This is a genomic window from Streptomyces albipurpureus, assembly GCF_023701525.1.
Lineage (GTDB): Bacteria > Actinomycetota > Actinomycetes > Streptomycetales > Streptomycetaceae > Streptomyces > Streptomyces albipurpureus.
This window is the reverse complement of record NZ_JAMQAW010000017.1, coordinates 21,434-35,137: the sequence shown is the minus strand read 5'-3', so window position 1 is coordinate 35,137 and position 13,704 is coordinate 21,434. Positions and strand designations below refer to the sequence as shown.

The window sequence follows — 13,704 nt, the reverse complement described above, 5'->3', positions numbered from 1 at the left end:
TTACGGGACCGCGACAGATGGGTCGGGGCGCCCGGACGGCTCCTCGGCAGACCCCTCGGTGGGTGCCCGGCGTGCCGAACCGCTCGCCCCGCCGCCCCTGTCCGAGGATGGGGCAATGGCGAAGACGATGACGAAGCACGAGTGGCGGAAGTTCGTCTCAGAGGGCACCCGCACCGCGAAGCTCTCCACCGTACGGGCCGACGGCAGCCCCCATGTCGCTCCCGTGTGGTTCCTCCTGGACGGGGACGAGCTGGTGTTCAACACCGACAAGGAGTCGGTCAAGGGGCGCAGTCTGCGCCGGGACGGCAGGGTGGCGATCTGTGTGGAGGACGATGATCCGCCGTTTGCCTTCGCGCTTCTCCAGGGGCAGGCCGAAGTGAGTGAGGACCCTGAACAGGCGCTTCACTGGGCGACGCAGATCGCGGCCCGCTATATGGGTGAGGACGTCGCACAGAGCGTGGGGGAACGCAACAGCGGTCCGGGCGCACTGACCGTCAGGGTCCGCGTCGCCAAGGTCACCGCGGTCGCGGAGCTCACCGAGTGAGCTTCGGATGGCGAGGGCCCACCGGTCCGTAGGACGGGTGGGCCGCAGGCGAAAAAGGGCTGGCCGGCCGGGGAGCGGTCCCGGCCGGCCAGCGCACGGCGTCAGTAGGACTGGATCGCCTTGGGGTTCGGGCCGTACTTGTTGTCGTGCGGCTGACCCTCCAGGACGGAGAACACGAACATCGCGATGCCGCCCACGATCGGGACCAGACCGATCAGAATCCACCAGCCCGACCGGTCGGTGTCGTGCAGCCGCCGCACCACCAGGCCCAGGTTGGGCAGGAAGAGGGCGAGCACATAGATCCCGGTGATGATCGGGTAAGTGCTGAGGGCGAGGTCGACAAGCACCAGCACAAGGCTGATGATGGCGTTGAACAGGAAGAACATCCAGTATTCCTTGCGGCGCGCACGGCCGCTGAACTCCGCGTACTTCTTGACGACATCCAGGTACCAGTTCAAAGCGTCCCCCCATAGGACTGCGACGGAAGCCTGTCCCGACGGACTAGGCCAGCGAAACCTAGGGGCTTGAAGTGTGCGGGTCAAGTCATTTGTCCAGTCGCTACTGACCCGTGACCCAATAGCGTTTTTCGTGACCTGTTCCGGGCTGGATTCCCTGACTGATCCTCACGTTTGCCCTGGTCGTTCGTGGTGAGGAGAGGGGCCGAACGGGGTACGCCCAGGGTTGCCGACTTCCCCTGGGCGTCCCTGCGCGGGTCGGCTAGACCCAGGTATCCAGCCACATCCGGTCGCGCCAGTCGTCCACCGGGATCGGTGCTCCGGTGTACAGCGGATGGAAGTAGATGAAGTTCCAAATGATCAGCAGCACCAGGACCCCGGCGCCGATCGCTCCGATCGCCCGCCGTCGCTCGTTGGAACCCGGTGGCCCGAGGATCGCGCCGATCATCATCGTCACGGCCAGACAGAGGAACGGCACGAAGACGACCGCGTAGAAGAGGAAGATCGTGCGTTCCTGGTAGAGGAACCACGGCACCCAACCGGCGGCGATGGCGCAGGCGATGGCGCCCGCGCGCCAGTCGCGGCGGAAGAACCAGCGCCACAGGATGTAGCAGATCGCGAAACAGGCCGCCCACCACAGCAGCGGAGTGCCCAGCGCCAGCACCTCGCTCGCGCACTTGTCGGCGGTGTCGGCCGGACAGCCGTCCTGGCCCGCCTTCGGGTCCTCGTAGTAGTAGGAGACCGGCCGGCCCAGGACGATCCAGCTCCACGGGTTCGACTGGTAGGTGTGACCCGAGGTCAGGCTGACATGGAAGTCGAAGACCTCGTTCTCGTAGTGCCAGAAGCTGCGCAGCCAGTCCGGCAGGAGCCAACTCCAGGAGGAGTCCTTGCCGTCGGTCTCCGCCCAGTCGCGGAAGTAGCCCTTGTCCGTGAAGATCCAGCCCGACCAGGAGAGCATGTAGGTGGTGATCGCCACCGGCACGGTGGAGAGGAACGCGGGGGCCAGGTCCCTGGTGAGCACCGCGCGATAGGGGCGCTTCGCGCCCGCCGTGCGCCGTGCTCCCACATCCCACACCACGGCCATCACACAGAAGGCGACCATCACATAGAGGCCGTTCCACTTGGTGCCGGCGGCCAGCCCGAGCATCACACCCGCCGCGATCCGCCACGGCCGCCAGCCGAGCCTCAGGGTCGCGGCGATCCGCTCGTTCGGCCGTAGCACCCCGGTCTCGTCCATCGGCAGCGCGGCCGCGAGTCTGGCCCGCGCCCAGTCCCGATCGATGATCAGACAGCCGAAAGCGGCCACCACGAAGAACATCAGCACCAGGTCGAGCAGAGCCGTACGGCTCATCACGAAGTGCAGCCCGTCCACGGCCAGCAGCAGTCCCGCGAGGCAGCCGAGGAACGTCGAGCGGAACAAGCGACGCCCGATGCGGCAGATCATCAGCACCGACAGGGTGCCCAGCACGGCGAGCATGAAGCGCCAGCCGAACGGGGTGAAGTCGAAGAGCTTCTCCCCGATGCCGATGATCCATTTTCCGACCGGGGGATGGACCACATACCCGGGATCGATGGGGATCTCGATGGACGAGGGGTCCCTCAGGATCTTCTTGTCGATCTCCTTGGGCCAGGCACCCTCGTACCCCTGGTTGATCAGCGCCCACGCGTCCTTCGCGTAGTACGTCTCATCGAATATCACCGCGTGTGGTTTGCCCAGGTTCCAAAACCGCAGTACGCCCGCGATCAGCGCCACGAGCAGCGGACCGCCCCAGGCGGAAGCCCGCAGCAGTGGGTTCACCCATGCCGGACGGATGCCGAACACCGGCCAGATCCGTTCGGACGGGCGGGTGTACGGCGGGACCAGGCGTTCGCGCAGCCCGATCACGGGCCGGGGCGAGTAGCCGAATCTACGCAGCCGCTGCTGCCAACTGGGCGGCTGTTCGTCGGCGTCCCTGCCCTGGACGGTCTGTGGCGCGGTACTGGTCACCGCGCCATCGTAGGGAACCTCGCCGGTCCAAGTGTGCGTCCGCCCCCACTGGCCTGGTCCGGCACCCGTGTCGCACCCGGGTTTTTCCGCCTCCCTCGACCGGCGCACCCGCGCCCCAAGTCCCCGCCCCGGGCGCCGGCTCAGCGCCCCGAGAGCCCGGAGTCCAACGTCGCGCCAGGGTTCCGGAAGACGTCCGCACCGAAGAGGGAACCGCTTCTGGGAACGGGATGCGCGTGATGGTCCCCACAGTTCGCGGGTTCCTGGGGAGACCGGGAAACGGGCCCGGGCCACCGCGGACCGGGCCGGATGGCCGGCGGCGGCCGGGCGCGCTGGGACAATGGCCGATGTGACGACTGAGCCGCCCCCTGAAAATCCCCTCGGACCGCTGTCGGGGGACCCCTCCGCCGGTCTGCTGATCCTCGCCGGGACACCCATCGGCGATATGGCGGACGCCCCGCCCCGGCTGGCCGCCGAACTGGCCGGCGCCGATGTCGTCGCCGCCGAGGACACCCGACGGCTGCGCCGGCTCACCGGAGCCCTCGGTATCCAGATCAAGGGCCGGGTCCTCTCCTACTTCGAGGGCAATGAGTCCGCCCGCACCCCGGAACTGGTCGAGGCCCTCACCGGCGGAGCCCGTGTCCTGCTGGTCACCGACGCCGGCATGCCCTCCGTCTCCGACCCCGGCTACCGCCTGGTCGCCGCCGCCGTGGCCCAGGACATCCGGGTCACCGCGGTCCCCGGTCCGTCCGCCGTGCTCACCGCGCTGGCCCTCTCCGGTCTTCCGGTCGACCGTTTCTGCTTTGAGGGATTCCTGCCCCGCAAGGCCGGAGAGCGCCTGGCCCGACTGCGGGAGAACGTGAACGAGCGCCGCACCCTCGTCTACTTCGAGGCGCCGCACCGGCTCGATGACACCCTCGCCGCCATGGCCGAGGTGTTTGGGGCCGATCGCCGGGCCGCCGTCTGCCGGGAGCTGACCAAGACCTACGAGGAGATCAAGCGCGGCGGTCTGGGTGAGCTGGCCGAGTGGGCGGCTCAGGGGGTGCGCGGTGAGATCACCGTCGTCGTCGAAGGCGCTCCGGACGCGCCCCCCGGAGAGCTTGATCCCGATGAGTTGGTGCGCAGGGTGCTGGTGCGCGAGGAGGCGGGGGAGCGGCGCAAGGAGGCGATCGCCGCGGTCGCGGCAGCGGCGGGAATTCCCAAGCGCGAGGTCTTTGATGCGGTGGTGGCGGCAAAGAACACGGCTCGATCAGCCCCCGCAGACGGTAAAGGACTACGGTAGAAAGCAAAGCCCAGACCGTGTCCAGAGCCCTCTAGGCATGGGAAGGCCAAAGAGCACACCATGATTCGACAGGCGCTGATGCGCTCCCGCCGGAATGGGCGTCCACTGGGGCAGTGGAAAGGAGCAGGCATGAGTGAGATCGCGGGCACCGCCAGGGTCCATGAGGCATACGCCTTCGCTTGTATGCGCTGCGGGCACGGCTGGGAGCAGGCCTACGACATCGAGCATCACATGGACAGCCAGGGGCAGGAGTACGTCGTGTACAAGGCGGCGGGCGAGCGGGTGCCGTCCCCGCTTTCCAGCCCCACGTGCATGAACTGCGGAGGGCATGTCGTCAGGATCATGAGGGCCGGACAGGTCTCCTCGGTCCTGGATCTGATGGCCCGGTCCATGGGCACCACCCCGACGCGTCCCATTCGCCAGAAGAAGTCCTTGAGGTCCTCGCGGCCAGCCGGCCCACTGGGCACGGGAGACAAGAGCGAAGACGAGATCGACTCCGGGCCGGCCGCGGAGCCCGAGCAGGCCAGGCAGCAGGGCCCACCGGCCAAGCAGCACCACTGGCACCTCTCCGACCTGCTGCACCCCTTCCACCGCAGATGAGCCCGAGGGCGTGGGCCTCGTAGGATCGCGCCCATGAGTGCCAAGTCCGCCCCGCCGCCGCTGCCCGAGCCCTTGAGGGTTCCGGTCGCCGACTCCCACACCCACCTGGACATGCAGGAGGGCACGGTGGAGGAGGCGCTCGCCCGGGCCGCGGCCGTTGGGGTGACCACCGTGGTGCAGGTCGGCTGCGACATCAAAGGGGCCCGGTGGGCTGCCCAGACGGCAGCCGACCACGACGCGGTGCACGCGGCCGTGGCACTTCACCCCAATGAGGCACCGCGGATCGTGCTGGGGGAGCCCGGTGGCGAAGGACCGCGCCAGATCGCGCGGGAAGCGGGCGGTGACAGCGCCCTCGATGACGCGCTCTCCGAGATCGACGCGCTGGCCGCACTGCCGCACGTCCGTGCGGTGGGCGAGACCGGCCTCGACTACTTCCGGACCGGCCCGGAGGGCATCGCCGCGCAGGAGCGATCGTTTCGGGCGCACATCGAGATCGCCAAACGGCATGGGAAAGCCCTGGTGATCCACGATCGTGACGCCCATGCCGATGTGCTGCGCATTCTCACCGAAGAGGGTGCACCGGAACGGACGATTTTCCACTGCTACTCGGGTGATGCCGAGATGGCGGAGATCTGTGCCGCCGCCGGCTACTACCTGTCGTTCGCGGGCAATGTGACCTTCAAGAACGCTCAGCCGCTGCGGGACGCGCTCGCCATCGCCCCGCGTGAACTGGTCCTCGTGGAGACGGACGCGCCGTTTCTCACGCCCATGCCGTACCGCGGACGGCCTAACGCCCCGTATCTCATTCCGGTCACGCTGCGTGCCATGGCGGTGGTGATGGGGCTGGACGAGGACACGCTGGCCGCGGCGGTGGCGGCGAACACGGCTACCGCGTTCGATTACTGACAGATAACAAGGGTGGCGCCCTCGGGGGCGGCGAAGCGTATCGTTGCGACACTGTGTAGTCGAATCGCTTTGGAGAGTGACTGTTCCTCCGATAGCGTCCCGGCCGCAATGCCATCGAGCGGACCGGACCCGGACCCTACGGAGTGTCGTGAGCGATGTGAGCAGTGCGCAGGGCAGACACCACACGACGAGCGGCACCAGCGACACGGGCGTCAGAGGCCCCGGGCCCCGAACCGGTTTGCCGCCCGGCCCCGAGCCCGGCCATGCGGCTCACCACGGCTCGGGCGTCCCTGCGGCTGACGACACATCCGAGCACGGCTACGCCCCTCCACCCGCCGCCTCTCCATCCGCCCCCGGCTCCCAGCACCCCGGCTATGAGGGCTCTTTCACGCCCGGTGATCAGCTCGGCTACGGCCCGGGTTTCGTCCCGGGGTTCGGCGCCGAGTACGACCCTGAGTTCGTGCCCGAGGCCGGAGCGTGGGCCGGATCGGGCTGGGATGGGGCCGGGTGGTCGTCGGGGATGCCCGGGGCCGCCTCGGCCGGCCCCTATCTCGGGCACTCGGAACGCGAACCGGGGCCCGGCCCGATCGGCCCGGACGGGCTGGGCCCCGCCTCGGGAGCCGCCGGGACCGGGGGAGCCGCGGATGCGACGGAGATGTTCGCGTTCGGCTCGTATGACCCCTTGGACGGAGTGCTGGGGCTTCGGCCGGTGTCGGGGCACGGGTTCGCCCCCGGTTTCGCCACGGACTACGGGCCCGAACCCGGGGCGGGCGGTGAGCCCGGCCGGCAGGGCCACGACTGGGCGGGTGGCTTCCTCCCCTACGGTGAGCCCGGTGCGGATCCTGGGTGGGGAGCGGCACCGGGTTCGGCCACCGGGCTCGGCGGGGAGGACGGCCCAGGCCGACAGTACGGTCCCGGTCCCGGTTTCCCGCCGGAGTTCGGTTCCGGTTCCGGTTTCCCGTCGGGCTTCGATCCCGGTTCCGACGGTTCTGAACCGGGGCGGCAACTCCACGGTTTCGATCGTGGGCCGGGGCTGGCTGGCTCCTTCGACGCCGGCCCCGGCGCGCAGCACCCGCCGTTCCACCCGTATCTCGGTTTCGATCCGCACATCGTCTACGAACCGGCCCTCGGCTTCGATCCGCCGCACGTCGACTCCGGCCCCGGCCAGGACCCTCGGTTCGCCCCGGGGCCGACCCTCGCCTTTCGCCCCCCGGCCGGCCAGCACGACCAACCGGCCGCCGGTTACGCGGCTGAACCCAACGCCTGGCTCGACCCCGCGGCCACCTCCCCACGGCTGAGTGGGTACGACCCCGCCCTCGATGTGGACCTGGGCCCCGACGCATGCGGGAGCGCAGCGGTGCCGCCCGACCGTCAGCGAAACCCCGGCGCCCACCATCGCCGCCCCACCGCCGCACGCCAACCCCAGGCACCCCCACCGGCTAGGCCCACCGTGACCTTCGACGCGCACGACGCCCATCACCCCGACCGCGACGAGCCACCCAAGTCCACACACCGCCGGCGGACCCCCGAGCGGCCCGACTCCCTGCGCCGGCTCGTCCCACAGGCCCTGGTCGTCGCCTTCCTCGCCGGTGGCACCTCCGCCTTCGTCGCCAGCGACAAGGCCGTCCGGCTCACGGTCGACGGCGTTCCCCGCACGATGCACACCTTCGCCGACGACGTGGAGGAGCTCCTCCACGATGAAGGCGTCTCCGTCGGCCGCCATGACATCGTCGCTCCCGCCCCTGGCCAGGACCTCACCAGCGGCGATGAGGTCGTTGTGCGTTTTGGCCGGCCCGTCGCCCTCACCCTGGACGGTGAGCGCCGTCAGGTGTGGACCACCGCCCGCACGGTGGACGGCGCGCTTCGGCAGCTCGGGGTACGGGCCGACGGCGCCTATCTCTCCGCCTCCCGCTCCCTGGCGATCTCCCGCAGGGGCCTCGTACTCGATGTGCGCACCGAACGGGCGGTCACCTTCATGGCCGATGGCCGCGCCCGGACCATCAGGACCAACGCGGCCACCGTCGCCGCGGCGCTGACCGAGGCGGGCATCACCCTCGGCAGCCTGGACACCACCTCCGTGGCGCCCGAGAGCTTTCCCCGCGATGGGCAGACGGTCACCGTGATGCGGATCTCCGGGTCGCGCGAGGTGCGCGAGGAATCGATCCCCTACGACACGGTCAGGACCGATGACCCCGAGCTGTTCAAGGGCACCGAGATCGTCACCCAGCAGGGGCGGCCCGGTGCCCGGCGGGTCACCTATGAACTGCGGACCGTCAACGGTGTCCAGCAGAAGCCCAAGAAGATCGCGGACGAGGTGGTGCGCGAGCCGGTGACCCAGCAGATCAAGGTCGGCACCCAGCCGATGCCCGACAACTCCGTCGAAGGAGCGGACGGGCTGAACTGGCCGGCCCTGGCCCAGTGCGAGTCCGGTGGGCGGCCGACCGCCGTGGACGCGTCGGGGAACTACGGCGGGCTCTATCAGTTCGACACCGGGACCTGGCGTGCCCTGGGCGGCAGCGGGCGCCCTCAGGACGCCCCGGCGGCGGAGCAGACCTACCGGGCGAAGAAGCTCTATGTGCAAAGGGGGGCGACTCCATGGCCGCACTGCGGCCGTAGGCTGTATCGGTGAGCACCACTGAGCCCGACGCGCTTCTGAGCCCCGCCGATGTCCGTGAACTGGCCGCAGCGCTGGGCGTACGCCCGACCAAGCAGCGCGGCCAGAACTTCGTCATCGACGCGAACACCGTCCGCCGTATCGTCCGCACCGCCGGAGTGCGCCCGGACGATGTGGTCGTCGAGGTCGGCCCGGGGCTCGGCTCGCTGACGTTGGCGCTGCTGGAGGCGGCCGAGCAGGTGGTGGCCGTGGAGATCGACGATGTGCTCGCCTCGGCTCTGCCGGCGACGATCGTGGCGCGGTTGCCGCGGCGCGCCCTGCACTTCTCGCTGGTCCACTCGGACGCCATGACCGTCGAGGAACTACCGGGACCGCCGCCGACCGCGCTGGTCGCCAACCTTCCGTACAACGTCGCCGTGCCCGTACTGCTCCATATGCTGGACCGCTTCCCGAGCATCGAGCGGACGCTGGTGATGGTGCAGGCCGAGGTCGCGGACCGGCTGGCGGCAAGCCCGGGGAACAAGGTGTACGGAGTGCCGTCCGTGAAGGCGAACTGGTACGCCGATGTGAAGCGGGCGGGCTCGATCGGGCGCAATGTGTTCTGGCCCGCGCCCAATGTGGATTCGGGTCTGGTCTCGCTGGTCCGCCGCGATCCGCCGGAGACGACCGCGACCAAGGCGGAGGTCTTCGCCGTGGTGGACGCGGCGTTCGCCCAGCGCCGCAAGACCCTGCGGGCCGCGCTCGCGGGCTGGGCCGGGTCGCCGGCCGCGGCCGAGCAGGCGTTGGTGGCCGCGGGGATCTCACCGCAGGCACGGGGCGAGTCCCTCACGGTGGCGGAGTTCGCCCGGATCGCGGAGGCCAGGGCATGACCGTGAGCGGTGGCATGACCGGGCACGAGGGCCAGCGGCCGGGCGGGCGACTCGCATCGGGCACGGGCGAGCGGGTGACGGTACGGGTGCCCGCCAAGGTCAATGTGCAACTCGCGGTGGGCGGTGCGCGCGCCGACGGCTTCCACGACCTGGCGAACGTCTTTCTCGCGGTCTCCCTCTTCGATGAGGTGACGGTGGCTCCGGCAGCGGAACTGACGGTCACCTGTACGGGACCCGACGCCCATCAGGTCCCGCTGGATGCCACCAATCTCGCGGCGCGAGCCGCCGTACTGCTCGCCGAGCGCCATGGCCTCGCGCCGAACGTCCATATCGATATCGCCAAGGACATTCCCGTCGCCGGCGGTATGGCGGGCGGCAGTGCGGACGGCGCCGGTGCGCTGCTCGCCTGTGACGCCCTGTGGGGACTGGATTCGACCCGCGCCGAACTGCTGGACATCTGTGCCGAACTCGGCAGCGATGTGCCCTTCAGCCTGGTGGGCGGGGCAGCCCTGGGCACGGGCCGTGGTGAGCGGCTGACCGAACTACCGGTGGGAGGGGACTTCCACTGGGTGTTCGCGGTGGCGGACGGCGGTCTGTCGACCCCCAAGGTGTACGGGGAGTTCGACCGACTCAACGCCCTGGTGCGGGTTCCGGAGCCGCGGGCATCGGCTCATCTGCTGGAGGCCCTGCGCACCGGAGATGCCGCAGCCCTCGCCGGCGCCCTGTCCAATGACCTTCAGCCGGCGGCCCTCTCGCTGCGGCCCTCGCTCCGGTCGACCCTGGAGGGGGGGCTTGCGGCGGGCGCCCTCGCGGCGCTGGTCTCAGGCTCAGGCCCGACCACGGCCTTCCTGGTGAAGGACCCGCGGGAAGCAGCGGTCGTCGCCGAAGCGCTCCTGGCCTCCGGGACCTGCCGGGCGGCCCGGGTCGCCTCCTCACCCGCGCCGGGCGCACATCAGGTCCAACCGCGTCACTGAGGGCCGTCCCCTGGGGCCGCTGAGGCTCCAGGGCACTCAAGGGGTGTCGGGGCGGGCGGTGCCCCCTGCCACCGCGGATACTCAGATCCGGACATGAGTACGGCAGCCCTGACCCTGTGCGATGGCCAGCGGCGAACGTATCCCCATGGATGCACGCGTCTGTGACCTCGCCGCCGCAACACCGGACAGCCGGGACCGCTATGTCGACTTGCTGAGGGTCCTGTCCCTGGGTGCCGTGGTGCTCGGACACTGGCTCATGGCGGCCGTCACCGACGAGGGAGTGGGCAATCTCCTGGCCGTGGTGCCCGAGTTGCAGTTGCTGACCTGGGCGCTCCAGGTGATGCCGGTCTTCTTCTTCGTCGGGGGGTTCTCGCATGCGCTCTCCTACCGTTCCCTGCGCCGCAAGCACCCCGAGGGCGCCGCTCTCTACCCGGCCTTCCTCCGGGCCCGGTTGCAGCGCCTGCTGCGGCCGACCATGGTGTTCATCCTGGTCTGGGGTGCCGCGGCGCTGATCGTGCAGCTGCTCGGTGGGGACGGGGGACTGACCGGGGTGGCGCTGCGGCTGGTCACCCAGCCGCTGTGGTTCATCGGGATCTATCTCGCGATGGTCGCCTTCACCCCGCCGCTGCTGAGGTTGCACGAGCGGTACGGCTGGGGGGCCTTCGGCGCACTGGTCGCGGCAGCCGTCGCGGTCGATCTCGCGCGCTTCGCCCTCGCGGTGCCGTACGTCGAGTTCCTGAACTTCGTCTTCGTCTGGCTGGCCGTCCATCAGCTGGGCTTCCTCCGGGCCGACGGCGCTATCCGACTGCCCGCAGCCCTCGCCTGCGCCGGTCTTGTCGGCGCCGTGGCGCTGGTGGCGTTCGGGCCCTATCCGCTCTCCATGGTGGGGATGCCCGGCGAGAAGGTGTCCAATATGGCGCCGCCCACCCTGGCCCTCCTCTGCCACGGCCTCTGGCTCGTCGGCGCGGTCGAGTCACTGAAGAGCCCGGGCACTCGCCTGGTGCGGCGCGCCCGGGTCTGGCAGGCGGTCATCGCCGCGAACGGGATCGCCATGACCGCCTTCCTCTGGCATCTGACCGCGATGCTCGGTGTGTACGGCACGATGCTCGCGCTCGATGTCCCGCTGCCCGAGCCCGCATCCGCCGGCTGGTGGGTGCAGACCCCGATCCGCGTCGCGGTGGCCGCGGGACTGACCGCGCTCCTGGTCGCCGCCTTTCGGAGTTTTGAGCGGCCCGTCCCCACCGCGGTCGCGGCAGGCGGCTCGGGCCCGGCGGCCGCCCTGGGGATCACCCTCTGCCTGCTGGGTGTGCTGGGACTGTCCATGGTCGGCTTCGGCGGGTTGCTGGAGGGCAAGTCGGCGACGCTGATAGCGGTACGGGTCACCGCACCCGTCACGGTGGCGATGGCACTCATCGGATGGCTGCTGGTGGAGCGGTCGGGCGGCGGACGGCGCCCTCGCTAGCAGGCCACCCGACAACGCCTTGGCACCGGTCTCCGAGCACTGCCGGTGCCCGCCTCCGCGCCCGATTCTGGGCGGTCCCGGCGGCGACTACTCTGGAGACCGATCCGTGTCCCCCCGTACAGGAGAGTAATGGCCGTCAATCTGGTCAATGTCGAGGCTGTCAGCAAGGTGTACGGGACCCGTGCGCTGCTTGACTCCATTTCCCTCGGCGTCTCCGAAGGGGAGCGCATCGGTGTCGTCGGGCGCAATGGCGACGGCAAGACCACCTTGATCCGGATGCTCGCCAAACTGGAGGAGCCCGACACCGGTCGGGTCACCCAGAGCGGCGGACTACAGCTCGGAGTGCTCACCCAGCACGACTCCCTGGACCCGACAGCGACCGTTCGGCACGAGGTCATCGGTGATCTCGCCGACCATGAGTGGGCCGGAAACGCCAAGATCCGCGATGTGCTCACCGGGCTCTTCGGCGGGCTCGACCTGCCGGGGTTCCCCCAGGGCCTGGACACCGTCATCGCCCCGCTCTCCGGTGGCGAGCGGCGCCGGATCGCGCTGGCCCAGCTCCTGATCGCCGATCAGGACCTGCTGGTACTCGACGAGCCCACCAACCACCTCGATGTGGAGGGCATCGCCTGGCTCGCCCGCCATCTCCAGGCGCGCCGCTCGGCACTGGTCGTCGTCACCCACGACCGCTGGTTCCTCGACCAGGTCTGCACCCGGATGTGGGACGTCCAGCGCGGTGCGGTCTACGAGTACGAGGGTGGCTACAGCGACTATGTCTTCGCCCGGGCGGAGCGCGAGCGGATCGCGGCCACCGAGGAGAGCAAGCGGCAGAACCTGATGCGCAAGGAGCTGGCCTGGCTGCGGCGCGGTGCCCCCGCCCGCACGTCCAAGCCCCGCTACCGCATCGAAGCCGCCAATGAGCTGATCGCGGACGTGCCCCCGCTGCGGGACACCAGTGAGCTGATGAAGTTCGCCAGCGCCCGACTGGGCAAGACCGTCTTCGATCTGAAGGACGTCTCCATCCAGGCCGGACCCAAGGTGCTGCTCAAGCATCTGACCTGGCAGTTGGGGCCCGGCGACCGGATCGGTCTGGTCGGGGTGAACGGCGCGGGCAAGACCTCACTGCTGCGGGCGCTCGCTGACGCCCAGAGCAGCGACGGTGAGATCCAGCCCCTGGCCGGCCAGATCACGGCCGGTAAGACCGTACGGCTGGCGTATCTCTCCCAGGACGTCACCGAACTACCGCCGGCCCTGCGGGTGCTGGAGGCGGTCCAGCAGATCCGTGACCGGGTCGACCTCGGCAAGGGCCGGGAGATGACCGCGGGGCAGCTGTGCGAGCAGTTCGGCTTCGGCAAGGAGAAGCAGTGGACACCCGTCGGTGACCTCTCCGGTGGTGAGCGTCGACGACTCCAACTGCTGCGGCTGCTGATGGACGAGCCGAATGTGCTCTTCCTCGATGAGCCGACCAATGACCTGGACATCGAGACCCTGACCCAGTTGGAAGACCTTCTCGACGGCTGGCCCGGTTCGATGGTGGTCATCTCCCACGACCGGTTCTTCATCGAGCGCACCACGGACCGCACCTTCGCCCTCCTCGGTGACGCGAGCCTGCGGATGCTGCCGCGTGGGATCGATGAGTATCTGGAGCGGCGGCAGGCGATGATCGAGGCCGCCGTGCCAGCGCCGACCGAGTCCGCGGTCGCCAAGCTGAAGTCGGCTGGCGAAGCCCGTGCCACGCAGAAGGAATTGCAGCGCATTGAGCGTCGACTCGACAAGGTTTCCGACAGCGAGCGGAGACTGCACGCTCAAATTGCCGAAAACGCGACTGATTTCGAGAAGGTCGGAAAGCTGGACGCAGAGCTCCGGGCGCTGATGAATGAGCGCGAAGAGTTGGAGATGCGTTGGCTGGAACTGGCCGAAGACGCCTAAGCGCAGGGTGATGTGCGTATTCCGCCAGCACCGTAGAGGCCGCGTGCAGTTGTCGTAACAACAGCATTACAGGCCGGTCTGCCCT

11 protein-coding genes are annotated in these 13,704 nt (G+C 69.5%); 9 read left to right on the top strand and 2 right to left on the bottom strand.

All coding sequences use genetic code 11. The annotated features are described in order from the left end of the window. Positions 1–115 precede the first annotated feature (115 nt). Positions 116–544: a PPOX class F420-dependent oxidoreductase gene (locus NBG84_RS17090; RefSeq protein WP_250920330.1), complete on the top strand. Its 429-nt coding sequence runs from the start codon at positions 116–118 to the stop codon at positions 542–544. A gap of 101 nt (positions 545–645) precedes the next feature. Here NBG84_RS17090 and NBG84_RS17085 read toward each other — a convergent pair whose 3' ends face one another. Together NBG84_RS17085 and NBG84_RS17080 are read right to left on the bottom strand one after the other, a co-directional pair. Beyond that, positions 646–1,002, bottom strand: coding sequence for a DUF805 domain-containing protein (locus NBG84_RS17085; RefSeq protein WP_250920329.1), 357 nt, complete (start codon positions 1,000–1,002; stop codon positions 646–648). 259 nt (positions 1,003–1,261) lie between these two features. After that, a complete protein-coding gene (locus NBG84_RS17080) occupies positions 1,262–2,986 on the bottom strand; it encodes a dolichyl-phosphate-mannose--protein mannosyltransferase (protein ID WP_250920328.1) in 1,725 nt (574 codons plus the stop codon). Positions 2,987–3,332: 346 nt separating this feature from the next. On the opposite strand from NBG84_RS17080, the gene rsmI reads away from it, so the two are divergent. The 8 genes from rsmI (at position 3,333) to NBG84_RS17040 (ending at position 13,619) form a co-directional block, all read left to right on the top strand. Further along, complete coding sequence (gene rsmI, locus NBG84_RS17075; protein ID WP_425608652.1) at positions 3,333–4,265, top strand: 16S rRNA (cytidine(1402)-2'-O)-methyltransferase; 933 nt, start codon at positions 3,333–3,335, stop codon at positions 4,263–4,265. A gap of 129 nt (positions 4,266–4,394) precedes the next feature. Next, a complete protein-coding gene (locus NBG84_RS17070) occupies positions 4,395–4,865 on the top strand; it encodes a hypothetical protein (RefSeq protein ID WP_250920327.1) in 471 nt (156 codons plus the stop codon). Between the two features lie 33 nt (positions 4,866–4,898). Beyond that, complete coding sequence (locus NBG84_RS17065; protein ID WP_250920326.1) at positions 4,899–5,771, top strand: TatD family hydrolase; 873 nt, start codon at positions 4,899–4,901, stop codon at positions 5,769–5,771. Between the two features lie 1,321 nt (positions 5,772–7,092). Beyond that, the gene (locus NBG84_RS41560) at positions 7,093–8,400 is read left to right on the top strand and encodes a resuscitation-promoting factor (protein WP_425608653.1); all 1,308 of its coding nucleotides are present in this window, start codon (positions 7,093–7,095) and stop codon (positions 8,398–8,400) included. Beyond that, complete coding sequence (gene rsmA, locus NBG84_RS17055) at positions 8,397–9,254, top strand: 16S rRNA (adenine(1518)-N(6)/adenine(1519)-N(6))-dimethyltransferase RsmA (RefSeq protein ID WP_250920324.1); 858 nt, start codon at positions 8,397–8,399, stop codon at positions 9,252–9,254. Before NBG84_RS41560 ends, rsmA begins: the two co-directional genes overlap by 4 nt. A gap of 14 nt (positions 9,255–9,268) precedes the next feature. After that, entirely contained in the window at positions 9,269–10,228 is a 960-nt protein-coding gene (locus tag NBG84_RS17050) for a 4-(cytidine 5'-diphospho)-2-C-methyl-D-erythritol kinase (RefSeq protein ID WP_250920377.1), read from the top strand. A gap of 145 nt (positions 10,229–10,373) precedes the next feature. Beyond that, positions 10,374–11,690 carry an acyltransferase family protein gene (locus NBG84_RS17045; protein WP_250920323.1) on the top strand — a complete coding sequence of 439 codons (1,317 nt, stop codon included), beginning with the start codon at positions 10,374–10,376 and terminating at the stop codon, positions 11,688–11,690. Between the two features lie 129 nt (positions 11,691–11,819). After that, positions 11,820–13,619: an ABC-F family ATP-binding cassette domain-containing protein gene (locus tag NBG84_RS17040; protein WP_250920322.1), complete on the top strand. Its 1,800-nt coding sequence runs from the start codon at positions 11,820–11,822 to the stop codon at positions 13,617–13,619. The last annotated feature ends 85 nt before the right edge of the window (positions 13,620–13,704 follow it).

Coding starts and splice junctions, on each gene's coding strand:
- NBG84_RS17045 (WP_250920323.1), top strand. CDS start 10,374: ATGGATGCACGCGTCTGTGACCTCGCCGCCGCAACACCGGACAGCCGG.
- NBG84_RS17070 (WP_250920327.1), top strand. CDS start 4,395: ATGAGTGAGATCGCGGGCACCGCCAGGGTCCATGAGGCATACGCCTTC.
- NBG84_RS17040 (WP_250920322.1), top strand. CDS start 11,820: ATGGCCGTCAATCTGGTCAATGTCGAGGCTGTCAGCAAGGTGTACGGG.
- NBG84_RS17050 (WP_250920377.1), top strand. CDS start 9,269: ATGACCGGGCACGAGGGCCAGCGGCCGGGCGGGCGACTCGCATCGGGC.
- NBG84_RS17090 (WP_250920330.1), top strand. CDS start 116: ATGGCGAAGACGATGACGAAGCACGAGTGGCGGAAGTTCGTCTCAGAG.
- NBG84_RS17065 (WP_250920326.1), top strand. CDS start 4,899: ATGAGTGCCAAGTCCGCCCCGCCGCCGCTGCCCGAGCCCTTGAGGGTT.